17 protein-coding genes are annotated in these 23,367 nt (G+C 66.7%); 12 read left to right on the forward strand and 5 right to left on the reverse strand.

What is annotated here, in order from left to right; all coding sequences use genetic code 11:
* Positions 1-12: 12 nt before the first annotated feature.
* On the forward strand, positions 13-3,189 hold the full coding sequence (locus ASG11_RS16405) for an efflux RND transporter permease subunit (RefSeq protein WP_055782548.1): 3,177 nt from the start codon (positions 13-15) through the stop codon (positions 3,187-3,189).
* Positions 3,190-3,201: 12 nt separating this feature from the next.
* Complete coding sequence (locus ASG11_RS16410) at positions 3,202-4,599, forward strand: efflux transporter outer membrane subunit (RefSeq protein WP_055782550.1); 1,398 nt, start codon at positions 3,202-3,204, stop codon at positions 4,597-4,599.
* 141 nt (positions 4,600-4,740) lie between these two features.
* On the opposite strand, the gene msrB is transcribed toward ASG11_RS16410, so the two are convergent.
* Positions 4,741-5,190: a peptide-methionine (R)-S-oxide reductase MsrB gene (msrB, locus tag ASG11_RS16415; RefSeq protein ID WP_055782553.1), complete on the reverse strand. Its 450-nt coding sequence runs from the start codon at positions 5,188-5,190 to the stop codon at positions 4,741-4,743.
* A gap of 149 nt (positions 5,191-5,339) precedes the next feature.
* Between msrB and ASG11_RS16420 the strand changes: the two genes are divergently transcribed.
* The 5 genes from ASG11_RS16420 (at position 5,340) to ASG11_RS16440 (ending at position 10,496) form a co-directional block, all read left to right on the forward strand.
* On the forward strand, positions 5,340-5,699 hold the full coding sequence (locus ASG11_RS16420) for a thiol-disulfide oxidoreductase DCC family protein (RefSeq protein WP_055782558.1): 360 nt from the start codon (positions 5,340-5,342) through the stop codon (positions 5,697-5,699).
* On the forward strand, positions 5,696-6,190 hold the full coding sequence (locus ASG11_RS16425) for a DUF427 domain-containing protein (RefSeq protein ID WP_055782561.1): 495 nt from the start codon (positions 5,696-5,698) through the stop codon (positions 6,188-6,190). The genes ASG11_RS16420 and ASG11_RS16425 overlap by 4 nt, the downstream gene beginning before the upstream one ends.
* 4 nt (positions 6,191-6,194) lie before the next feature.
* On the forward strand, positions 6,195-7,532 hold the full coding sequence (locus tag ASG11_RS16430) for an ABC1 kinase family protein (RefSeq protein ID WP_055782564.1): 1,338 nt from the start codon (positions 6,195-6,197) through the stop codon (positions 7,530-7,532).
* A gap of 78 nt (positions 7,533-7,610) precedes the next feature.
* Positions 7,611-9,152 carry a carboxylesterase/lipase family protein gene (locus tag ASG11_RS16435; protein ID WP_168371758.1) on the forward strand — a complete coding sequence of 514 codons (1,542 nt, stop codon included), beginning with the start codon at positions 7,611-7,613 and terminating at the stop codon, positions 9,150-9,152.
* A gap of 24 nt (positions 9,153-9,176) precedes the next feature.
* Complete coding sequence (locus tag ASG11_RS16440; protein WP_055782570.1) at positions 9,177-10,496, forward strand: glycoside hydrolase family 1 protein; 1,320 nt, start codon at positions 9,177-9,179, stop codon at positions 10,494-10,496.
* 51 nt (positions 10,497-10,547) lie between these two features.
* Here the strand turns inward: ASG11_RS16440 and ASG11_RS16445 are convergent, their stop codons facing one another.
* Both ASG11_RS16445 and ASG11_RS16450 read right to left on the reverse strand, forming a co-directional pair.
* Entirely contained in the window at positions 10,548-13,613 is a 3,066-nt protein-coding gene (locus ASG11_RS16445; protein ID WP_236697557.1) for a TonB-dependent receptor domain-containing protein, read from the reverse strand.
* Positions 13,614-13,677: 64 nt separating this feature from the next.
* On the reverse strand, positions 13,678-14,775 hold the full coding sequence (locus ASG11_RS16450; RefSeq protein ID WP_055782572.1) for an alpha/beta hydrolase: 1,098 nt from the start codon (positions 14,773-14,775) through the stop codon (positions 13,678-13,680).
* A 180-nt stretch (positions 14,776-14,955) separates the two neighbouring features.
* On the opposite strand from ASG11_RS16450, the gene ASG11_RS16455 reads away from it, so the two are divergent.
* The 3 genes from ASG11_RS16455 (at position 14,956) to ASG11_RS16465 (ending at position 18,252) form a co-directional block, all read left to right on the forward strand.
* Complete coding sequence (locus ASG11_RS16455) at positions 14,956-15,825, forward strand: shikimate dehydrogenase (protein ID WP_201781362.1); 870 nt, start codon at positions 14,956-14,958, stop codon at positions 15,823-15,825.
* Positions 15,826-15,904: 79 nt separating this feature from the next.
* Entirely contained in the window at positions 15,905-17,200 is a 1,296-nt protein-coding gene (locus ASG11_RS16460) for an MFS transporter (RefSeq protein WP_201781363.1), read from the forward strand.
* Positions 17,200-18,252, forward strand: a complete 1,053-nt coding sequence (locus ASG11_RS16465; protein WP_055782580.1) for a hypothetical protein — start codon at positions 17,200-17,202, stop codon at positions 18,250-18,252. The genes ASG11_RS16460 and ASG11_RS16465 overlap by 1 nt, the downstream gene beginning before the upstream one ends.
* 176 nt (positions 18,253-18,428) lie before the next feature.
* Here the strand turns inward: ASG11_RS16465 and ASG11_RS16470 are convergent, their stop codons facing one another.
* Together ASG11_RS16470 and ASG11_RS16475 are read right to left on the reverse strand one after the other, a co-directional pair.
* The gene (locus ASG11_RS16470; RefSeq protein ID WP_082472898.1) at positions 18,429-19,082 is read right to left on the reverse strand and encodes a TetR/AcrR family transcriptional regulator; all 654 of its coding nucleotides are present in this window, start codon (positions 19,080-19,082) and stop codon (positions 18,429-18,431) included.
* A gap of 66 nt (positions 19,083-19,148) precedes the next feature.
* The gene (locus tag ASG11_RS16475) at positions 19,149-20,822 is read right to left on the reverse strand and encodes a carboxylesterase/lipase family protein (protein ID WP_055782583.1); all 1,674 of its coding nucleotides are present in this window, start codon (positions 20,820-20,822) and stop codon (positions 19,149-19,151) included.
* A 117-nt stretch (positions 20,823-20,939) separates the two neighbouring features.
* Here ASG11_RS16475 and ASG11_RS16480 point away from each other — a divergent pair, with 117 nt between their 5' ends.
* Positions 20,940-21,482 carry a DUF3237 domain-containing protein gene (locus ASG11_RS16480; RefSeq protein ID WP_055782586.1) on the forward strand — a complete coding sequence of 181 codons (543 nt, stop codon included), beginning with the start codon at positions 20,940-20,942 and terminating at the stop codon, positions 21,480-21,482.
* An 11-nt stretch (positions 21,483-21,493) separates the two neighbouring features.
* A complete protein-coding gene (locus tag ASG11_RS16485) occupies positions 21,494-23,362 on the forward strand; it encodes a bifunctional sugar phosphate isomerase/epimerase/4-hydroxyphenylpyruvate dioxygenase family protein (protein ID WP_055782590.1) in 1,869 nt (622 codons plus the stop codon).
* Positions 23,363-23,367: the final 5 nt, after the last annotated feature.

The raw sequence follows: 23,367 nt of genomic DNA on the forward strand, positions 1-23,367 counted from the left end.
AGGACATTCCCCATGCGCTTTTCGCGCTTCTTCATCACGCGGCCGATCTTCGCCGCGGTGATCGCGGTCGTCATCACCCTGGTCGGCGCGATCGCCTATATGAGCCTGCCGGTGTCGCAATACCCCGACATCGTCCCGCCGACCGTCACGGTCAGCGCGGCCTATCCCGGCGCGAGCGCGGAAACGGTGGCCGAGACCGTCGCCGCCCCGATCGAGCAGGAGATCAACGGCGTAGACAACATGCTGTATCAATCGTCGCAATCCACCGGCGACGGCAAGCTGACGATCACCGTGACGTTCAAGATCGGCACCGATCTGGATGCCGCGCAGGTGCTCGTGCAGAACCGGGTCGCGGTCGCCGTGCCGCGCCTGCCGGAGGACGTGCAGCGCCTCGGCGTCGTCACGCGCAAGACTTCGCCGGACTTCCTGATGGTCGTCAACATGGTCTCGCCCGACGAGTCGCTCGATCGTGGCTACATCTCCAATTACGCATTGACCCAGGTCCGCGATCGCCTGTCGCGCATCGACGGCGTCGGCGACGTGCAATTGTTCGGCGCGCGCGATTATTCGATGCGCGTATGGATCGATCCCGGCCGCGCCGCCGCGCTCGATCTGACGGCGGGCGAGATCGTCGCCGCGCTGCGCGCCCAGAACGTGCAGGTCGCCGCCGGCACGCTCGGCCAGCCGCCTTATGCTCAGGGCCACGCCTTCCAGCTCAACGTCGAGACGCAGGGCCGCCTGACCGATCCCAAGCAGTTCGCCGATGTCGTGATCCGCACCGACAAGGATGGTCGCCAGGTCCGCGTCTCGGACGTCGCCCGGGTCGAACTCGGCGCGCAGGATTATGGTGCCAACACCTATCTCAGCGGCAAGCCCACCGTGATCCTCGCGGTGTTCCAGCGTCCCGGCTCCAACGCGCTCGCCGCCGCGCAGAAGGTCAGTTCCGAGATGGAGGCGATGTCGAAGCGCTTCCCCAAAGGCCTCGGCTACCGCGTGATCTACAACCCGACCGAATTCATCTCGCAATCGATCGACGCGGTGAAGCACACGCTGATCGAGGCGATGGTGCTGGTCGTGCTCGTCATTCTCGTCTTCCTGCAGAAATGGCGCGCCGCGATCATCCCGATCGTCGCCATTCCCGTCTCGCTGATCGGCACCTTCGCGGTGCTGGCGGCTGTCGGCTATTCGCTCAACAACCTGTCGCTCTTCGGGCTGGTGCTGGCGATCGGCATCGTCGTCGACGACGCGATCGTCGTGGTCGAGAATGTCGAACGCAATCTCGAACGGGGTCTCTCGCCGCTGGAGGCCGCGCGCACGTCGATGGACGAGGTCTCGGGCGCGTTGGTCGCGATCGTCCTGGTGCTGTGCGCGGTGTTCATCCCCACCGTGTTCCTCACCGGCCTGTCGGGCGCGTTCTACCGCCAGTTCGCGGTGACGATCTCGACCGCGACGATCATCTCGCTGATCCTGTCGCTCACTCTGTCGCCCGCGCTTGCCGCCCTGCTGCTGCGTCCGCATGCCGATCCGGCAAGCGACAACCGCGTCCAGCGTGTGGTCCGTCGCGCCGGAGACGCGTTCAACCGCGCCTTCGAACGGATGAGCCTTGCCTATGCCGGGCTCACCCGCCGGCTCGTGATGGCCCCCAAGCGCATGATGATGGTCTATGGCGGCCTGATCGCCTTGACCGTCGCCGTCTTCGCCTGGACGCCGACCGGCTTCGTGCCGGCGCAGGATCAGGGCTATTTCCTCACCGTCATCCAATTGCCGCCCGGCTCCTCGGTCGAGCGCACCGACGCGGTGATGCAGAAGGTCGCCAAGCGCATCCTGCCGCTCGCCGGGGTGAAGGGCGCGGTGATGCTCGCCGGGTTCGACGGCCCGTCGCAGACGCTCGCCCCCAATGCCGCGGCCGCCTACATCCCGCTCAAATCGTTCGAGGAACGCGAGAAGCTCGGCGTCACGCTCGCCAGCATCATGGGCGAGGCGCAGAAAGCCACCGCCGACATCAATGAGGCCCGCTTGCTGATCGTCCCGCCGCCCTTGATCCAGGGCATCGGCTCGGCCGGCGGCTATCGCCTGATGGTCCAGGACCAGGAGGGGCGCGGCTATGGCGCGCTGAACACAGTCTCGACGGACCTGATCGGCAAGGCCAACCAGACCAAGGGGCTGGCGCAGATCTACAGCTTCTTCGAAACGTCGACGCCGCGCATCTTCGCCGATGTCGATCGTGCCAAGGCCAATATGCTCGGCGTCCCCCCGGAACGCGTGTTCGAGGCATTGCAGGTCTATCTCGGCTCGGCCTTCGTCAACGATTTCAACCTGCTCGGCCGCACCTACCGCGTGACCGCACAGGCCGACGCACCGTTCCGCAACACCACCGCCGATATCGCCAACCTGAAGACGCGCTCGAACTCCGGGCAGATGGTACCGGTGGGGTCGGTCGCGACCTTCCAGGACAAGACCGGGCCGTACCGTGTCGTGCGCTACAACCTCGCCCCCGCAGTCGAGGTGGATGGCGATACCGCGCCGGGCTTCTCCTCCGGCCAGTCGTTGGTCGCGATGGAAAAGCTCGCCGACACGACGTTGCCCAGCGGCTACACGCACGAATGGACCGGCATCGCCTTCCAGCAGAAGCTGGCCGGCAGCACGGCGGCGCTCGTGTTCGGGATGGCGGTGGTGTTCGTCTTCCTGGTGCTGGCGGCGCAATATGAAAGCGTCACCCTGCCGCTGGCGATCATCCTGATCGTGCCGATGTGCCTGCTCGCGGCGATGACAGGCGTGAACCTGCGCGGCATGGATAATAACGTGCTGACCCAGATCGGGCTCGTCGTACTGATCGCGCTTGCCGCCAAGAACGCGATCCTCGTGGTCGAGTTCGCGCGTCAGGCCGAGGAACAGGATGGCCTGTCCCCGATCGAGGCCGCCGTGCGCGCCGCGCAGGATCGGTTGCGCCCGATCCTGATGACCAGCTTCGCCTTCATCCTCGGCACCGTGCCGCTGGTGATCGCGACCGGCGCTGGATCGGAACTGCGCCAGGCTCTGGGCACGGCGGTGTTCTTCGGGATGATCGGCGTCACCGGCTTCGGCCTGCTCTTCACCCCCACCTTCTACGTCGTCTGCCGCGCGCTGGCGGCCCGGCTCGCCCGCCGCCCGTCCGGTGGCGCGATGCCCGCCCTCCAGCCTGCCGAATAAAGGCCAGATCCCATGAAACGCGCTCTGCTATCCTCCCTTTCCGCGCTCACGCTCGCCGCCTGCGCCGTCGGCCCGAACTATGTCGCGCCGATCCCCGCGCCGAAGGCGACCGCCTCCTTCATCGGCACGACCAGCCCGAGCGTCGCCGCGACCACCATCGACGATCATTGGTGGCGGCTGTACAACGATACGGTGCTCGACGGCCTGGTCGCCGATGCGCTGAAGGCCAATACCGACATCCGTGTCGCCGTCGCGAGGCTGGATGCCGCCCGTGCGTCCTTGCGCGGCGCCCGGTCGGACCGTTTGCCGCAGACCACGATCGGTGCCGGGTACAATTATGGCCGCTCGTCGGCGGTACAGCGCCTGCCCGGCCTTGCCGTCGAAAATAGCAATGTCGATGTCGGCCTGAACGTCGCTTACGAGGCCGATCTGTTCGGCCGGGTGAAACGCAATATCGAAGCGTCGCGCGGCGATGTCGGCGCGGCGGAGGCGGATGCCGATGCGGTGCGCGTCGCGATTGTCGCCGCCACCACGCGTGCCTATGTCGATGCCGCCGCCTCGGCCGAGCGGCTGGCGGTGGCCGAGCGTGTCGTCGCCCTGCTCGACCGCAGCGCGACGTTGACCGGCAAGCGCGTGGCCGCCGGCCGCGCCGCGCCGCTCGATACGGTCCGCATTACCACGTTGCGCGATCAGCGCGCCGCCCTGGTGCCGGAACTTCAGGCCGATCGGCAGGCGGCTCTGTTCCGCCTCGCCACGCTCACCGGCCGCACGCCGCAGGAACTGCCGGCGATTGCCGGTGAGCGCACGACGACCCCGCGCCTGACCCAGCCGATCCCGGTCGGCGATGGGGCCGCGTTGCTCGCGCGCCGTCCGGATGTGCGTGCGGCGGAGCGGCGATTGGCCGCCTCCACCGCGCGGATCGGAGTCGCCACGGCGGATCTCTATCCCCGCATATCGCTTGGCGGATCGATCGGATCGACCGGTACCGGTTTCGGCGACATCTTTGGCGCGGGGCCGCTGCGCTGGCTGATCGGGTCGCTGATCACCTGGTCGTTCCCCAACACCAGCGCCGCCCGCGCGCGCATCGCCGGAGCCGAAGCCGACAGCCGCGGTGCGCTCGCCACCTTCGACGGCACGGTGCTGCAGGCATTGCAGGAAACCGAGACCGCCATGTCCACCTATGCCCGCGAACTCGATCGCCGCACCGCATTGCAGGCGGCGCGGAACGGCGCGGAAAAAGCCGCGCGCATCACCCGCGCCCGCCAGCGCGAAGGGCAGATCGACTTTCTCGACGTGCTCGATGCCGAACGCACCTTCGCCGACGCCGATGCCGATCTCGCCGCTGCCGACGCCCGGATCGCCGGGGCGCAGGTCGATCTGTTTCGCTCACTCGGCGGCGGCTGGAGCTAAAGCAAGACGACTACACCGTTCGTTTCGAGCGACGTCGAGAAACCCTCGCCGCGCGTGTGCGGCCTGTTTCTCGACTTCGCTCGAAACGAACGGAGAGAGTTGGGACGGACCAAAGTCGTCGCGCCCTAGCGCGCCAGAAGGTCAAGCGACGTCTTCGACCTGCGGCAGATAGTCGCCATAGCCCTCGGCCTCCATGTCGTCGCGGTGCACGAAGCGCAGCGAGGCCGAGTTGATGCAATAGCGCAGGCCACCGCGGTCGCGCGGGCCGTCGTCGAACACGTGCCCCAGATGGCTGTCGCCGTGGCTGGAGCGCACTTCGGTCCGCACCATGCCGTGCGATACGTCGCGGATCTCTTCGACATGCGCCGGCTCGATCGGCTTGGTGAAGCTCGGCCAGCCGCAATGCGAATCGAACTTGTCGGCCGATGCGAACAGCGGCTCGCCAGAGACGATATCGACATAGATGCCGGGCTGCTTGTTATCGAGATATTTGCCGGTGCCAGGCCGCTCGGTGCCGCTTTCCTGGGTCACATGGAATTGTTCGGGCGAAAGCGCGGCGATCGCTTCGGCGGTCTTGCTGTACTTGGTCATGAGCGAGGTCTCCTATTCACCGTTAAATGGGAAGCCGGTGCGGGAATTTCCATTCCCCGCCTCACGGTGCCGGGTGCGTCGCGGGTCTTGGGCGACGATATTTTGGCGTCGGCGATGCGTGACGCCCTTGGACCCCCTACATCCATGGCATGACCGAACTGACCGTCTGGCACGACGGTGCGTGCCCGTTGTGCCGCCGTGAGATTGCCCTGATGCGACGGCTCGACCGGAACGGCGCGATCCGCTTCGTCGATGCGACGGACGGCGATAGCTCCTGTCCGCTCGATCGCGCCGAGCTGCTGGCCCGCTTCCATGTTCGCGAAAACGGGGTGATGCTGTCCGGCGCCGCGGCGTTCGCCGCGATGTGGCGGGCGATCCCGCTGTTGCGCCCGCTCGGTATCGCAGCACGGCAACCTTGGGTACTGGCGCTGCTCGAACGCGCCTATCTCTATTTTCTCATGGTCCGCCCCCGGCTGCAACGCCTCGCCGGCCATGGGACGACAGCGTGAGGCCGCGCGCCGATCCCGTCGGCCCCGGTCAGGAAAGCGTCTGGTCCTATCCGCGCCCCGCCATTGCCGAACCGACCGCCTCGCGCATCATGATCGAGCATCACCGGCTCGTCATCGCCTCCTCCCGCGCCTGCATCCGCACGCTCGAGACCAGCCACCCGCCAAGCTATTACATTCCGCCCGAGGATATCGCGCCGGGCGTTTTGCGCCGCGCGGCGGGCAGCTCGTTTTGCGAATGGAAGGGTGCAGCGCGCTATTGGGATGTCGTGATCGGCGACGTGGTTCTCCCGCGCGTCGGCTGGAGCTACGCCGATCCCAGTCCGGCCTTCGCGATGCTGCGGGATCATGTCGCCTTCTACGCCGCCCCGTTCGATCGCTGCAGTGTCGATGGCGAGACGGTCGTGCCGCAGCCCGGCGATTTCTACGGCGGCTGGATCACCTCCGCGCTCGCCGGTCCGTTCAAGGGCGTACCGGGAAGCCAGGGCTGGTGACGGCATGAGCGACGACGATCACGACACCAAGGGCCGCGCCGTGCCAAGCGGGCGGCTGTCGCGCTTCGGCCATTTCGGGCGGCTGGCGGGCGGCGTCGCCGGCGGCATGCTGGCCGAGGGCGCGCGCCGGCTAGCCGAGGGCGAACGCCCGCGCATGCGCGACATGCTGCTGACGCCGGGGAATGTCGGGCGGATCGCGGATCGCCTGTCACACCTGCGCGGCGCGGCGATGAAACTCGGCCAGATGATCTCGATGGACGCGGGCGACATGCTGCCGCCCGAACTGGCCGAGATCATGGCGCGGCTGCGGCAGAACGCGCACCGCATGCCGCCGCAGCAGCTCCAGCAGGTGCTGGCGACGCAGTGGGGCAAGGACTGGCGCACGCGCTTTCTGCGCTTCGACGTCACGCCGATCGCCGCCGCCTCGATCGGGCAGGTCCACCGCGCGCAGACCCGCGACGGCCGCGATCTGGCGATCAAGGTGCAATATCCCGGCGTGCGCGAAAGCATCGACGCCGATGTCGACAACGTCGCGACGCTGTTGCGTGTCTCCGGCCTGTTGCCGCGCGAACTCGACATCGCGCCGCTGCTGCTCGCGGCGAAGGCGCAGTTGCACGAGGAGGCCGATTATTTGCGCGAAGGCGAACAGATGACCCTGTTCGGCACGTTGCTGGCCAATGCGCCGGACTATGTCGTGCCGACGCTCGACACGGAATTCACCACCGACCGCGTTCTGGCGATGGGCTATGTCGAGGGCCGGGCGATCGAGAGCCTGGCCGATGCGCCGCAGGACGTGCGCGATACCGCGATGGCGTCGCTGATCGCATTGCTGCTGCGCGAACTGTTCGAATTCGGCGTGATGCAGACCGATCCCAACTTCGCCAATTATCGCTATCAGCCCGAAACCGGCCGGCTGGTGCTGCTCGATTTCGGCGCGTCCCGGCCGGTCGCGGCACCGATCGCGGCCGGGTATCTGGCGTTGCTCCGCGCGATGATCGACGGGCGGCGCGACGATGCCCGCGAGGCGGCGGTGGCGGCGGGCTTTGTCGGTCCGGGCGCGGTGGCGAACCATCGTGCGCGGATCGACCGGATGATTGACATCGTCATCGCGGAACTGCGCAAGCCGGGCGCGTTCGATTTCGGCGACCGGGCGTTCGTCGGCGTGCTCCGCGACGAGGGCATGGACGTCGCCGCCGATCACTCGGCCTGGCACATCCCGCCGGCGGACATCCTGTTCGTCCAACGCAAGATCAGCGGCACGGCGCTGCTCGCCGCCCGGCTGAAGGCTCGCGTCGACGTGCGCGCAATGGTCGAGCCGTTTCTCGCGAAACACGTTGACTAATTCATGAATTAAGATCTTAATCTCCGCCAACGGATCGCGAGTGTCGCTCGACGAACCGCGCCGATGGAGAGGAACCCGATGCTGTTGCGCCTGCTGTCCACGATCGCGCTGTCTGCCGCGCTGCCCGCCGCGGTGATCGCCACCACCCCCGCCGATGCCCAGACGCAACCGCCCCGTGCGAAGATCGACATGGGCACGGTGTCGGGCACCAGCGAGGGCCAGCTCGACGTCTTTCGCGGCATACCGTTCGCCGCCCCCCCACAGGGGCCGTTGCGCTGGAAGGCCCCGCAGCCCGCTCTGCCCTGGACCGGTGTTCGCGCGGCGCGCAGCTTCGGCGCGGCCTGCCCGCAGGGGCCGGAGCATAAGGAGCCCTGGGCGCAGGTCGGCCCAATGAGCGAGGATTGCCTGTTCCTCAACGTCTGGCGGCCGAAGCGCGCGGGCAGATATCCGGTGATGGTGTTCCTGCACGGCGGCGGCTTCACCTATGGCGCGGCCGGGGTTCCACTCTACGACGGCGCGGCGCTGGCGGCGCGCGGCGTGGTGATCGTCACGGTGAATTACCGCCTCGGCCGGCTGGGCTTCTTCGCCCATCCCGCGCTGACCCGCGAGGATCCGGCCGGCCAGCTCGGCAATTACGCGATCATGGATCAGATCGCGGCGCTCAAATGGGTGAAGCGCAACATCGCGAGCTTTGCCGGCGATCCCGCGAACGTCACGCTCTTCGGCGAATCCGCAGGCGCCGGATCGGTCCAGATCCTGATGGGCTCGCCTCAGTCGGCCGGCCTGTTCCACAAGGCGATTTCGGAATCCGGCGCGGGCGGTAGCGCGCTGTTCCCGATCCGGGGCGGCGCGATCAGCGCCGAGAAGCTGGGCGAGCTTTGGGCCACCGGCCTCGGCCTGAAGGATGCCACGCCCGAGCAACTGCGCGCCATTCCGCTCGCCGATGTGGTGAAGAACGGCCGCGCCTTCCCGTTCATCGACGGCAAGGTCGTCGTGCACAGCCCGGGCGAGCCGTTCTTCCAGGGCAAGGAGATGCGCATCCCGCTCATCATCGGCGGCAATTCCAACGAATCCAGCCTGGGCGGCATGACCGAGGCCAATGCCAAGATCCTGCTCGGCCCGGCCTTCCCGGATCTGCTCGCCGGCTACGTCTCCTATACCGGCAAGGCACCCGCCGCGGCGGCGATCGACCTCGCCGAGGATGCCGGATTCGTGCTGCCGTCCTTCGCTCTGGCGGACAAGCATGCGGCGACCGGAGCCAAGGCGTTCGTCTATTATTTCGATCAGGTGCCGGTGGATCAGCGCGCCGGATCGGCCGGAACCGATCATGGCGGCGAACTCGAATATGTCTTCGGCACCAAGCCGGCGGAGCATCGCTGGGATGCGCAGGATGCCAAGGTATCGAAGATGATGGGCGATTATTGGGTGCGCTTCGCCCGCACCGGTGATCCCAACGGCGCGGGAGCCCCGCGCTGGCCGGCCGTGACGACGCAGCCGACCGCCTATCTGTCCATCGGCGCCGATACGAAGGCCGCGCGCCTGCGCCCGATCCAGGAAAAGGCCAAGGCGGCGACGATGGCCGATTCCTTGAAGAAATGGGCGGCGACCCCGGCACCCTGAAGCGCGACCGAAGGAGCGACGGAGATGGACTCGAACACCCAGCCCAACCGGCGGCAGATCGTCGCCGGGGCGGCCGGTCTGCTCGCCGGTGCGATTCCGTCGGCGGGTGCCGCCGCCGGGCGATCCGCGCCGAAGGGCTTTCTGTGGGGCACGGCGATCTCCGCGCACCAGAGCGAGGGCGGCAACACCATTTCGGACAGCTGGCTGCTCGAAACCAATCGGCCGACCGCGTTCAGGGATCCGTCCGGCGATGCCTGCGACAGCTATCATCGCTATGAGGAGGATCTCGACATCGCCGCGCGGCTCGGCTTGAATTGCTATCGCTTCGGCATCGAATGGGCGCGGATCGAGCCGGCCGAGGGCATGTTTTCACAGGCCGCGCTCGACCATTATGTCCGCGTGCTGGAGGCATGCCATGCGCGCAAATTGCTGCCGATCGTCACCTACAACCACTTCACCGTGCCCTTGTGGTTCGCAATGCGCGGCGGTTTCGAGGTGGCGGACGGGGCCGATCTGTTCGCGCGCTTCTGCGGCCGCGCCACCGAGCGGCTCGGCCGTCTGATCGGCATGGCCTCGACTTTCAACGAGGCCAATATCGTGCTGTTGCGCAAGGTGCTGCCGCGTTTCGCCAGCGATGCGGCGGCGGCGAACGCACGAGCGATGATCGCGGCGGCGGCGCGGCGCACCGCATCGCCGGGATTTTCGTCGATGCTGTTCGGCGATCCCGACAAGATCAGCACGGTGATGCTGGACGCGCATGCCAAGGGCTATGCCGCGATCAAGGCCGTGCGGGGCGACCTGCCCGTCGGCGTGACGCTGTCGATGCAGGAGATTCAGGGCATCGGGCCGGACAATCTCGCCGCACAGGCCGAACGCACGATGTATGGCGGCTGGATCGAGGCGGCGAACGCATCCGATTTTGTCGGGGTGCAGACCTATTCACGGCTCCGCATCGACGCGAAGGGGCTGATGAAATCCGAGCCCGGCGTTCCGCTCACCGACATGGGTTATGAGAATTACCCGCATGCGATCGGCGCGACGCTCCGCTACGCCGCGATACACATCGATCGTCCGATCTACCTCACCGAAACCGGCATCGCCGCCGAGGACGACGCGATCCGCGTGAAGTTCATCGCCGACACGCTTGCCGAGGTGCGCAAGTGTATCGACGAAGGGATCGCGGTGAAGGGCTATCTCTATTGGTCGTTGCTCGACAATTTCGAATGGACGTCGGGCTATGCCAAGAAATTCGGGCTGGTCGCGGTCGATCGCCAGACCTTCCGCCGCACGCTCAAGCCCAGCGCGCGCTATCTCGGCGCGCGGGCCAGGGCGAACCTGTTGTAGGAAAACGGACGGCGCGGCCACCGGTCGAAGACCGGGGCCGCGCAGTACCCTTTAGAAGCCGAACTTGACGCCCACGTAGAACGACCGCCCGATCGGATCGTAGAGCGCGACATCGGTGCCGTTCTGCGAACTCGCGACGATCGGCAGGCCCTTGTCGAGCAGGTTGTTGACGCCGCCACGGATCTCGAACCGCTTGTTCACCTTGGTCGACACGAACAGATCGAACAGCGAATAGGCTGGCACGCCGGCCTGTGCGGTGGCGGGCGTCAGCACCGAGCTGACGTCGGACAGCGGGCCCTGATAGCGCCAGCGCAGGCCGAGCCCGAATGCATCCGAACGATAGCCGATCGTGGTCAGCGCCTTCCAGCGCGGCGTCGCGCGCGGCGGTACGGCCCCGGTTCCGGCGCCACCATTGCTGACCCCGGTATAGTCGAGGAACGCCGTGTTCGGCAGCAGCTGAACCTTGTAGCTGCGCGTCCAACCGATCGACGTATCGGCATAGACCTTGCCCTCGGAACCCGCCACCGCCGCCGGCAGGCCGAGATGCGCCTGGATCTCGACGCCGTCGGTCTTCAGGCCCCCGAGGTTGAGATAAGGCGTCGAGACGGTGACGATCTGCCCCGTCGCATCGCGCTGGATCAGCTGGCAGTAGGGATTGGTGTTGGTGTAGCTCGGGTTGGAGCCGTCGAGGTTGAAGCATTTCGACAGGACGGTCAGGCCCGGCACCGACGAGATCACGTTCTTGATGTTGATGTTGTAATAATCGACCGACAGCGAGAAATCGCGGAAGAAGCCGGACTTGATCGGCGAATTGAGCACCAGACCGAAATTGTAGGTGTTGGCCTTTTCCGGGGTCAGGCCGGTATTGCCGGTGATCGTCTGGCCGGTCGCCGTCGTCGGGAAGGTATAGGAAGCGATCGCCTGGGACGGCACACCCTGCGCGACGCACAAGGTGCTGACCTGTGCTCCGTTCGCCCCGGTGCGCGCGGTCGAGCGGATATCGCACGGATCGCCGAGCGAGGCCGGTGGCGTGCCGATCACCAGCTGCGTGCCCGATGCCGGCGCGAAGAGTTCGCCGATGTTCGGCGCACGCACTGCGCGCTGATAGCTGCCACGGAACAGCAACGGCTCGATCGGGCGCCAGCGGGCATCGCCCTCGAAGCTGGTCACCGTGCCGGTGGTCGAATAATCCGAGACGCGGACGGCGCCGCCGATGCCGAGTTCCTCGAAGAACGGTTTACCCGAAATCAACGGAATATCGAGCTGCGCCGCCGCTTCCTTCAGCGAGATCGCACCGCGCGCCCCCTGCGAGGCGATGATCGACTCCAGATTCTGCGCCGCCAGATCGCTGTCGGGGACGTAGCTGTAGCTGTTGCGGCGATAATCGGCGACGAACGCGATCTGCGCCGGGCCGGCGCCGAGATCGAACAGCTTGCCGTTAATCTGCGCCTGCACCTGGGTCTGCGATACCTTCTCGCGCGAGAAGGCATCCTTGGTGATGTAGTTGACGCAGGCCTGCGACAGGCTGCGCGCATTGGCGTCGCCGAACGGGTTGAAACCGCCGGTGCAGAGCGAATTGCCGCCGTCCGTCGCGCTCAGCAAATTCTGCACCCGGCTCTTCACGATGGCCGAGTGGATCGTCTGGTTGTGGACGGATTCGTCGTATGCGCCGTACGCGTCGAAGGTCCAGCCGCTTGCGATCTCGCCGCGCACGCCGGCCAGATATTGCTGGACGGTATACTGCTCCTCGAAGTTCTTGTACGGCACGCCGACATAGCGGCCGTTCCAGGTGAAGCTGGCCGCGGCGTTCGGGCGCGATGCCAGGATCGTGCGCAGATCGGCCGGGATGAACGGGTTGGTGACGGGAATGCTGGTCAGCGTGCCGAACTGCGTCAGGCTGCCACCGCTCGCCGTATGCACGCTCAGATCAACATACATGAACTGGCCGTACGCGGTGATGCCGGGCGCGACTTCGTAATCCGCCTTTAGGAATGCCGTCTTGCGATCTAGACCGTTGTAGAAGTCGATCTGCTGCCCCACCGGCATGCGCACATTGTTGCCGACGAGCAGATAGCCCTGACCATTGGTCGGCCCGCGATAATTGATCGCGCCGGTCTGCACGAACAGCGAACGATCGTCGTTGAAGCCCAAGTTGAGCAGCGGATTGATCGTGCCGGTCACGCCGTACCGGGCGAACACGCCCTGCACGACCGCGGCGTTCGGCGCGTTGGTCGCGCTCGGCACGAAGGTGCCGGTGCCGATGAACGAAGACGGCGTCTTGTCGTAGAAGAAGCTGCGCGCGCTGCCGTTGATCGGATTCTGCTTGGCATAGCTGAACGCGGCGGTGACATGCCCGCGATCCTCCGCGAAGGTCGATCCGAAGGCGAGCGACCCGTTGAAGCGATAGCCGTCGCCGCGCTCGCTGATCGTGTTCAGCAGGTCGACCTTGATGCCGTCCAGCTTGCGCACCGTCTTGAAGTTGACCACGCCCGACATCGCGTCCGACCCGTACACCGCCGACGCGCCGCCGGTGATCACGTCGATCCCGTCGATGATCGCCTCGGGCAGGATGTTGATGTCGACGTTACCGTTGATGTCGGATGCCGGCAGACGCCGCCCGTCGAGCAGCACGAGGTTGCGGTTGGTGCCCAGACCATGAAGGTTGATCGAGGCGCGCCCGCCCGTGCCCTGCCCACCGGTGCCGGCATTGCCGCCGGTGGTGAAGCTCGGGAACTGGTTCAGCGCGTCCTGCAGCGTCGCGACGCCGGCTTCCTTGATCGCGGCGTCGCCCACGCTGATGATCGGGCTGACGGAAGTGTTGTTGGGGCGCTGGATCAGCGATCCGGTGACGACGATGTCGGATTCGCTGCTCGTGTCCGGCGTGGCGGCCGTGTCCTGCGCGACGGCGGCGCGGGCGGCGTCGGTCTGCGCCGCGGCGGTGGTCGCTTCGCCGGGCGTCGTCACCTGGTCGGCGGTCGTCTTCGGCCCCTGCGTGCCGATGTCCTGCGCGGCGGCCGGCGTCGCGGCCAGGCCGATCGCCAGTGCGGCGACGCCGATCGCGAGCGCGCGGGTCGATGCGGATTGCGCCAGGCTCCGGCGTGTCGTCATGCTCGTCATGGATTGTCCTCCCTCTATTGTTCGCCCGCCGGTTCGCCCGGCGTGGCGTCGTGATGGTCGTGTGTCAGCGGCCTTTGTCGCCGATCTGGGCGTCGATGAAATCGATGGCGGTGCGCAGCGCCAGCTTGCTCGCATCGCGCGTCGCCTCCGGCGTCTTGCCGATCCAGCTGTGATCGACGCCCGGAATCACGATCTTGCGCACCGCCACGCCTTTGGCGCGTAAGGCCGTATAGAACGTCTCCGTCTGCGCCTCCGGCACCGTCTGGTCGTCGCTGCCGTGCATCAGCAGAACCGGCGGGTCGCTGCGGTCGACATAGGTAACCGGCGAGGCGAAGGCGCGCTGCTCGGGCGTGCAATCGCCGGCCGGGCAGCCCAGGAACAGGTTTTCCGCGCTCGGACCGGGCGGCATGCCGGGCGGCGGGCTGCTGCGCTTGGGCATGCTCGCGAAATCGTAGATGCCGAACCAGCCGACCACCGCCTGCACGCAGTCCGAGGCCTGGTCGCTGCCCGCCGCGGTCGACGCCACGGTCTCGACATTGGCCGTCTTCGGCACGATCCGCGCACCGGGCTCCAGCGCGGCTACGTTGCAACTGACCCCGGCCAGCGCCGCGAGATGCCCGCCGGCCGACTGGCCCCAGATCGCGGCGCGTTGCGGATCGATATTGTAGGTCGCGGCGCGCGCGCGCAGCCAGCGGATGCCGGCCTTCACGTCCTGGATCGCGGCCGGGAACGGTGCCTCGCGCGAGAAACGGTAGGAGAGGCTGGCGACGACATACCCCTTGGCCGCGAGGCTCGCGAGCACCTTGGGCCAGTCGACATAAGCGGCGCTGCGGCGCGGTCCGCCCGCCATCCATCCGCCGCCATGCACGTAGACGACGAGCGGGCGCGGACCGGCCGAGGCGAAGCGCGCCGGCGGCAGGAACAGGTCGAGCTTGAGCGGACGATAGCCCGGCAGCGTCTGATAGGTGATGTCGGGATAGCCGGTCACGCCGTCGGCGAACGCGATCTTGGTGGTCGCGAACGAATCCGCGCCGACCGCCTGGACGCTCGCGCCGATCTCGGCCGCATCGGCGATATCCTTGCCGTTGCTCTGCGCCATCGCCGATCCGGCAAAAGACGTCAGCAGCACAGCCGTGGTGGCAATCGCGAGTCGCAGGCCCATCCCCATCCCCTTCACATCGACGCTCTGCGGCGTCCGTTCGGGCCTTCCCCGATCCGAAGATCGACGCCCGTTGACATTTGATGTACGAAATGGTTCGTACCGAGTCAATTCCGAATTCGAAACGGTTGGCAAGCGGCCCGGCAGACGGCCATGACTGTCAAATATGGGGAGGTTTCTGCAGTGACGGACACAATAGGGGCGGAGCAGCCCGCCGGCCCCGACGCCGCCACGTCACCGATCCTGACGGGCCTGATCGGGATGGACATCCAGGGGTCGCGCTCGCCCGAAATGCACGAGCGCGAGGCGGCCGCGCAGGGCATCGCGCTCACCTATCGCCTGCTCGATCTCGCGATCCCGCCGCACACCGGCGACGATCTCGCCGCCACGCTCGACACGGTGAAGCGCGAGGGGTTCGCCGGCGTCAACGTGACCCATCCCTTCAAGCAGCGCATCATCGCCCTGCTCGACGAACTCAGCGACGAGGCGCGCGCGATCGGCGCGGTCAACACGGTCGTGTTCCAGAACGGGCGCAGCACCGGCCACAACACCGATTCCTACGGCTTCGGCGAAGGCTTCGAGCGTCAATTGGGCGGGGTCGCGCTGAACCGGGTCGTGCAGATCGGAGCCGGGGGCGCGGGTGCCGCGACGGCGATGGCGATGGTCAAGTTGGGCTGTCGCGATCTGGTGATCGTCGATCCGCAGGCGAACCGTGCCGCAGATCTCGTCGGCCGCCTGCCCGGCGGCGTCGCCCGCGCCGCCACGCGCGACATCGCGGAGGAACTGGCCGAGGCGGACGGGATCATCAACGCAACGCCGATCGGCATGCAGGGCCACCCGGGCATACCGATCGATCCCGCGCTTCTGCGCGCCGAGATGTGGGTCGCCGACGTCGTCTATTTCCCGCTGGAGACCGAATTGCTGCGCGCCGCCCGCGCCGCCGGATGCCGCACCGCGCATGGCGGCGACATGGCGGTGTTCCAGGCGGCCCGCGCCTTCGACCTGTTCACCGGCCGCACCGCCGATCGCCAGCGCATGGCGGCCGGCTTCTGATTTTTTCCGTAAAGACTAGAAGCGCGGCACGGGCGTCGATCAGAACACCGGCCGCACGAGAGGATCGAAGATGCAGGACATGACCGCGCGCCCCACCGCTCCGGCAGGCCAGCGCCCCACGCGCGCGCGCTTCGCCATGCTCGGCCTGATCGCGACCGGCACGCTGGTCAATTATCTCGATCGCACCGTGCTCGGCATCGCGGCTCCGGCGTTGACCAAGGAACTGGCGATCAATTCCGCGGTCATGGGCCTCGTCTTCTCCGCTTTCTCATGGAGCTATGCCGCATCGCAGATCCCCGGCGGGCTGTTCCTCGATCGCTTCGGCACGCGCCTGACCTACGCCTTGTCGGTCGGCTTCTGGTCGCTGTTCACCTTGCTGCACGCTCTGGTCGGCGGCCTCGCCTCGTTGCTCGGGCTGCGGCTCGCGCTCGGCATCGCCGAAGCCCCGTGCTTTCCCGCCAACAGTCGCGTCGTGGCAACCTGGTTTCCGCAATCGGAGCGTGCTTTCGCCACCGGCGTCTACACGGTCGGCGAATATATCGGGCTCGCCTTCCTCAGCCCGTTGCTGTTCTGGCTGCTGGCAAGTCATGGCTGGCGTTCGCTGTTCATCGTCTGCGGCGTGGTCGGCTTCGCCTTCGTATTGGTCTGGCTCGCCCGCTATCGCGAGCCCAGCGATCACAAAAGCGTCAACGCCGCCGAACTCGATCTGATCGCGGCGGGCGGCGGATTGGTCGGCGGTGCCGGCAAGGGCGGCAGGATCGACTGGAGCAAGGCGGGCAAGCTGCTGCGCTTCCGCCAGATGTGGGGCATCTGCATCGGCCAGTTCGCCGGCAATTCCACCCTGGTGTTCTTCCTCACCTGGTTCCCGACCTATCTCGCGACCGAACGGCACATGGCCTTCCTCAAGATCGGCTTCTACGCCGTGCTGCCGTTCATCGCGGCGTCGATCGGCGTGCTGTTCGGCGGCTGGTGGTCGGATACGATGCTGCGTCGCGGCTTCTCGGCCAATATCGCGCGCAAGGTGCCGATCATCACCGGCCTGCTGCTTGCCTCGACCATAATCGCGGCGAATTTCGTCGAATCGAACACCGCGGTGATCGCGATCCTGTCGCTCGCATTCTTCGCCCAAGGCATGGCCGCCTTGGGCTGGACATTGGTGTCCGACATCGCGCCGCGCGGGATGCTAGGGCTGACCGGCGGCATCTTCAATCTCGCCGCCAATCTCGCCGGAATCATCACCCCGCTGGTGATCGGCGCGATCGTCGCGGCGACGGGATCGTTCTTCTACGCCCTGGCCTTTGTCGGCGGTCTCGCGATCGTCGGTGCGCTCGCCTACATCTTCGTTCTTGGCGACGTGAAGCGGATCGAACTGTGATGCTGCTCGCGGCGGTGCTAGGGCTGGCGACACCCGTCGCGCCCGTTGCGCCCTGCTCGAACGGCACCGCCTTGGCCTATGTCTGCGGCACGGCGCATCCCGAGGACGTCGTCGCCATTCCCGGCACGCGCTGGATGGTCGCCAGCGGCTTCGCGCCCGGTGCCGGCCTGAAACTGGTCGATACGACGAGCCGGCAGGCGACGCTCTGGTACGATGGCAGCGCGGCGCAGATCGACCCCGACCGCGCCGCGTATCCGGCCTGCCCCGGTCCGGTGGATGCGACCCTGTTCAACGTGCGTGGCCTCAGCCTGCGCAAGACCGGCGACGGGCGTTACACGCTCCACGTCGTCAATCACGGCGGGCGCGAATCGATCGAGATCTTCGACGTGACGCTCGGCGGCGAGCGGCCGACCTTGCGCTGGCGCGGGTGCCGCCTGATGCCGCCCGGACAGGTCGGCAACGCCGTCGCCACCTTCGCCGACGGCACGATCCTCGTTACCGTCCTGACGCGGCCCGGCATGACGATCGCCGATTTCGTGCTCGGCAAGCGCACCGGCGCGGTGTGGCAATGGGCACCCGGTGCGACCGCCTTTACCGAAATTCCCGGCACGCAGTTGCCCGGCAATAACGGGCTGGAGACCGATCCCGACGACCGCCATTTCTATGTTGTCGCGTTCGGCTGGCATGCCGTCTTGGTCTATGACCGCCGGCATCCGAAAAGGCCCGTGCGCACGATCGAGATGCCCGGCTTCATGCCGGACAATGTGCATTGGACGGATGGTCGCCTGGTCGCCGCCGGGATGCGGCTGGACGAACCGGCCTGTGGCGGCCTGCGCAAGGTCGTGGATGGCGAGGCCGACAAGATGCTGTGCCACCGCGGCTATGTCGTCGCGGCGATCGATCCGGCGTCGGGCGTCGTATCCACGCTCGCCTATGGCGCGCCGGAGGACGCTTTCAACGGCGTGTCGGCGGCGGCGATCGTCGGCGACACCCTTTGGCTGGGATCGTATCAGGCCGATCGCCTCGCCTATCGCCCCCTGCCCGGCCGCTAGAGTCTGACGATTTCGGTTTGAAACGCACCTTCCCAAGATCGTCATTCCCGCGAAGGCGGGAATCCATACTGGCTGAACTGAGTGGGTTTCTTGACGTGCAGTGATCATGGATTCCCGCCTTCGCGGGAATGACGGACGATTATCTCGACCGGATATTATCGCGCTCTAGCACGCGATCACACCGGGCGGCAGGACGCCAATACGACCCCGACGACCTGTTCGCGGCGCTTCTCGACCGCCTCGGGCGACACCATGTCGCGGCGGAATATCTCGGAAAAGGTATAACGGTTCGACACGTTGTAGAAGCACAGGGCGCTGATCGTCATATGCAGTTCGATCGGGTCGAGATCGTCGCGGAACACGCCCTCGTCGCGGCCCTTGGCGATGATCTCCCCGAGTACCCGGATCACGCTCTCGTTGCGCCGCTTGATCCCCGCGACATGCTTGATGAACTCGCCGTGATGCATGTTCTCGTTCATCACCAGCCGGACGAATTCGGGATGCTCGTGGTGATAGTCGAAGGTCAGCCGGATATTGGCCCGTAGCGCCTCTTCCGCACCCATCGTCTCGATCGGCATCGCCGTCTCGGTTTCGCGGATGCGGGTATAGGCTTCCTCCAGCACGGCGCGATACAGCCCCTCCTTGCTCGCGAAATGATAATAGATCATCCGCTTGCTGGTGTTGGTGCGCTCGGCGATCTCGTCGATTCGCGCGCCGCTCAGGCCCTTGTCGGAGAATTCCTGGCGGGCGACCTCGAGGATGTTGGCCTTGGTCGCCTCCGAATCCGCGGCCCTCGTGCCGCGCGGCTCTGCTGTGGTCGCGATGGTCAATGGTCCCTACCCGATCTGCCGTCACACCGCGTAAGGCGAAGCCCGCCCGCGATCAACCTGCGGCCGTCAATCGCGCGGGCCGGCGGGACGCGGCGGCACCGGCGTACGGGCGATCGGATGCGCCTCCAGCCAGTCGAGGCGAGCGGAATCCATTCGGCGCACGGCGATGGTGTCGCCGAACACCATCTCGCGCGGGCTCCGTTTCGTCCAGGCGGGCCAATCCGCACCGGGCCGGCCATCCCGCGCGAATGCGATCAGGTGATCCGTCATCGTATCGGACAGCGTGCGATCATAGGGCGTCCAGTCTCGCGTCCGGCGCAGGCGGTTGTAAACGTCGAGCGTGCCCAGCCAGTAGGGGATGTCGCCGGTATGATAGGCCCCCACCGTCGCCGGATCCTGATCCGCGAAGGTCACGCCCGGGGTGTAGGGATGCTTGCGCGAGAATTCGTCGAGAAAAGCGGGCTGGCCGATCGCCGCCTGATCGCGCGCGCATTTCCGCGAGGCCAGCGCGAAGCCGCCGAGATGCGCGACGGTGCGCGCCATCGTTTTGGCCTCGACATCGGTCGCGGCGGGAAAGCGCTTCAGGAAGGCATCGGCATCCGCCCCGAACGCGCTCCGCGCGGTCGCGCGATACTCGGCGAGCGTCGCGACATGGCCGAACGGGCTCATCAGGATATCGATATCGTCGGTGTTCGAACTGGCGATGATCGGAACGCGGTTGATCCGCCCCGCGGCCAGCAGGCTGGCCTTCTGCTCCGGCAGCACCAGCCCGTCGACGATCGGCCCGCCGATGCGGATCCCGGCGACGTTCGCACCCAATTGGCTCTCGCTCTGGAGCGCGAGGATCCGGTCGGCGGGCATGGCGCGCATCGCCGCGAGCGACTCCGCCTTGAGCCGTTGCTGCACCGCCAGGCCAACCGCTTCGGCCTCGGCGAGCGTCGGCATCGTATCGCGGTAATTGCACCAGCTCGTCATCGCGGCGCTACGGAACAGATCCTTCGCCTCGGGCGAGAAGATCATCGCCGCGACCGACAGCGCGCCCGCCGATTGCCCGACGATCGTCACCTGATCGGGATCGCCCCCGAACGCCGCGATGTTCGCCCGCACCCAGCGCAATGCCGCGATCTGGTCCATCAGTGCATAATTGCCCGAATGGCCGCCCTGCTCGCGGCTGAGTTCTGGATGTGCCAGAAAACCGAATGCCCCCACGCGGTAATTGAAGTTGACGAACACCGCGCCGCGTCGCGCCACGTCCGCACCGCCGTAATTGGGCATGCCCGACGATCCGATCGTGAAGCCGCCGCCATAGATGAACACGATCACCGGCACCTTCTTGGCGGCGGGTCGGGCGGCGGGTGCCCAGACGTTCATGTAGAGGCAGTCCTCGGACGTCGCCTCCTCGCCGAAATAATGATTGATGCCGTGCGGCCGCAGCACTTGGATGCATTCCGGCCCGGTGCGGTCGGCATTGCGCACGCCGTCCCAGACGATCGGGCGCGGTGCCGCCCAGCGCAGATCGCCGACCGGCGGCGCGGCATAGGGGATGCCGAGATATGCGCGGACGCCGTCCGCGATCTGCGTGCCGGCGATGGCCCCCGCTTGCGTCCGCACCGGGTCCGACGCGATCGGCTGCATCGCCTGTGTGCGGATCGGGTCGGCCGGTGTCTCGTCCGCCATCGCGCCGACGGCGCAAGCGGCGAGGAGGGTCGATGCCATCAGCATGCGGAAGCGCGTCTTCATCCATCCTCCTCGCCGGGCGCAACGAACCTCTTGCCGATTTCAGCCCCGGAGCGCACAACGTGTACGAAATGGTTCGTGATCGTCAAGGAGCGAACCTGGACTAGGGGACGAGCGAGCATGGACGGGCTGGCGACGCGGCGCGCATTTTTCGGAACGATGGCCGTGGCGGCACTTCCGGCGATCCTGCCGGCCGAGGCGCTCGCCGCGCCGCTGCCGCCCGACGACGCGACGCCCAAGGTGGAATTCGCCTTCGCCGCACGCGTCCTGCTGGAGCCGACCCGCGAGATCGGCCGCACCCCATACGGCATCCGTCGCCGCATCCCGATCATCGGCGGAACGTTCGAAGGGCCCCGCATTCGCGGCCGCGTGCTGCCGGGCGGGGCCGACTGGCAGCTTCAACGCGCCGACGATTATACGCTGATCGAGGCCGACTACATGATCCAGGCCGAGGACGGCACGCAGATCCATGTGCGCAATCGCGGCCTCACCAACACCCGCGTCGCCGGTGCCAAGGCCCGTTATCTGCGCACCGTCCCCGAATTCGAGGCGCCGACCGGGCCGCACGATTGGCTCAACCAGTCGATCTTCGTCGGCAGCCTGCAAGGCGTGCCCGCCGGGGGGCCGCCCTCGGTCATCGTCAACGTCTTCCGTCTCGCCTGAGGAACCGTCCGTTGCGCACCTCCATCGCCACCGTCTCGGTCAGCGGCACGCTCGAACAGAAACTCACCGCGATCGCCGCCGCGGGCTATGATTCGGTCGAAATCTTCGAAACCGACCTCCTGTCCTGCGCCGCATCCCCTCGGCAAATCGCCGGTCAGCTCGATGATCTAGGCCTGACCTGCGCCCTCTACCAACCATTCCGTGATTTCGAGGGTATGCCTGGCGACCTGCGGCAGCGTGCCTTCGACCGGGCCGAGCGCAAGTTCGACGTCATGGGCGAACTCGGCACCGACCGGATCCTGTTCTGCTCGAACTGCTCGCCCCAGTCGCTCGGCGAGCAGGAGCGCATCGTCGACGATTTCCGCGCTCTGGGCGAACGCGCCGCGGCGCGCGGCGTCCTGGTCGGCTATGAGGCTTTGGCCTGGGGGCGGCACGTCTACGATCACCGCCAGGTGTGGGAAATCGTCAAGGCAGTCGATCATCCGTCGATCGGCATCCTGCTCGACAGCTTCCACTCGCTCTCGCGCGACATCCCGAACGAAACCCTGGCGGAGATCGACCCGAACAAGATCGTCTTCGTCCAGTTGGCAGACGCTCCGCTGCTGTCGATGGACCTGCTGTTCTGGAGCCGCCATTTCCGCTGCATGCCGGGCCAGGGCGACCTTCCCGTTGCCGGCTTTGTCGCCGAACTGCTCAAGCTCGGCTATGACGGTCCATTGTCGCTCGAGATCTTCAACGACCGGTTTCGCGCGGGATCGACCGCCTTGGTCGCGCAGGACGGGTTGCGCTCGCTTGTCGCCGTCCACGATCAGGCCGAACGGCTGATCGGCAGACGCTCGCCGCTGCCACCCCCTGCCCAGATCGGCGGCGTGGAATTCATCGAGTTCGCGGCCTCGGACGAGGAAGCAAGACGGCTGGAGCCGCTCTTCACTGGGCTCGGCTTCGCCAAGATCGGGCAGCATCGCTCGAAACAGGTCGATCGCTGGCGTCAGGGGACGATCAACCTCGTCGTCAACCGCGAGCAACGCGGCTTCGCGCATTCCTACGAGGTCGTGCACGGTGCCTCGATCTGCGCGCTCGGCCTGACCGTGCAGAACCCCGATGCGACACTGCGCCGCGCGCGTGCGCTCGGCATTCAGCGCTACGACGAGGGCACACCGCGCAAAAGTGCCGGCATGCCGGCGCTGCGCGGGGTCGGCGGCAGCCTGATCTATTTGCTGCGCGAAGGCGCCACCGACCGGATCTGGACCGATGAGTTCCGTCCATTGCCGAGCAACGACGACGATGCCGGCCTGGACAAGATCGACCATGTTGCCGCCTCGGTCGACATCGACGAATTCCTGTCGTGGCAATTGTACTGGACGGCCCTGTTCGACGTGGCGAAACAGGTCGAACTCGAAATCCCCGATCCCGCCGGCCTTGTGCAGAGCCGGGCGATCGAAGGATCGGATGGCGCGTTCCGCATGACGATGAATGCATCGGGCGGGCGCGGCACGCTGTCGTCACGCTTCATCGGCAACGTGTTCGGTGCCGGTTTTCAGCACATCGCCTTCACCACCACCGATATCTTCGCCACCGCTCGCAAGCTGGCGGAAAAGGATGTCGCGATGCTGGCGATTCCGGGCAATTACTACGAGGATCTGATCGCGCGCTTCGGCCTGGACCCGGATCTGGTCGCCGAGATGGCGGCGCACAATATCCTGTTCGACCGCGACGATGCCGGACACGAATATTGGCAGATCTACACCCGCGCGTTCGACAAACGCTTCTTCTTCGAGATCATCGAACGGCGCGGTGCCTATGCCGGCTATGGTGCCGCCAACGCCCCGATCCGCCTCGGTGCGCAGAGCCGGTACCGCGCGGAGCCCGATCCCAGGTAGCGCGT

The sequence above is a fragment of the Sphingomonas sp. Leaf357 genome (assembly GCF_001423845.1).
Classification (GTDB): domain Bacteria; phylum Pseudomonadota; class Alphaproteobacteria; order Sphingomonadales; family Sphingomonadaceae; genus Sphingomonas.

Coding starts and splice junctions, on each gene's coding strand:
- ASG11_RS16405 (WP_055782548.1), top strand. CDS start 13: ATGCGCTTTTCGCGCTTCTTCATCACGCGGCCGATCTTCGCCGCGGTG.
- ASG11_RS16410 (WP_055782550.1), top strand. CDS start 3,202: ATGAAACGCGCTCTGCTATCCTCCCTTTCCGCGCTCACGCTCGCCGCC.
- ASG11_RS16420 (WP_055782558.1), top strand. CDS start 5,340: ATGACCGAACTGACCGTCTGGCACGACGGTGCGTGCCCGTTGTGCCGC.
- ASG11_RS16440 (WP_055782570.1), top strand. CDS start 9,177: ATGGACTCGAACACCCAGCCCAACCGGCGGCAGATCGTCGCCGGGGCG.
- ASG11_RS16465 (WP_055782580.1), top strand. CDS start 17,200: ATGCTGCTCGCGGCGGTGCTAGGGCTGGCGACACCCGTCGCGCCCGTT.
- ASG11_RS16435 (WP_168371758.1), top strand. CDS start 7,611: ATGCTGTTGCGCCTGCTGTCCACGATCGCGCTGTCTGCCGCGCTGCCC.
- ASG11_RS16450 (WP_055782572.1), bottom strand. CDS start 14,775: ATGGGCCTGCGACTCGCGATTGCCACCACGGCTGTGCTGCTGACGTCT.
- msrB (WP_055782553.1), bottom strand. CDS start 5,190: ATGACCAAGTACAGCAAGACCGCCGAAGCGATCGCCGCGCTTTCGCCC.
- ASG11_RS16430 (WP_055782564.1), top strand. CDS start 6,195: ATGAGCGACGACGATCACGACACCAAGGGCCGCGCCGTGCCAAGCGGG.
- ASG11_RS16480 (WP_055782586.1), top strand. CDS start 20,940: ATGGACGGGCTGGCGACGCGGCGCGCATTTTTCGGAACGATGGCCGTG.
- ASG11_RS16460 (WP_201781363.1), top strand. CDS start 15,905: ATGACCGCGCGCCCCACCGCTCCGGCAGGCCAGCGCCCCACGCGCGCG.
- ASG11_RS16445 (WP_236697557.1), bottom strand. CDS start 13,613: ATGACGAGCATGACGACACGCCGGAGCCTGGCGCAATCCGCATCGACC.
- ASG11_RS16475 (WP_055782583.1), bottom strand. CDS start 20,822: ATGAAGACGCGCTTCCGCATGCTGATGGCATCGACCCTCCTCGCCGCT.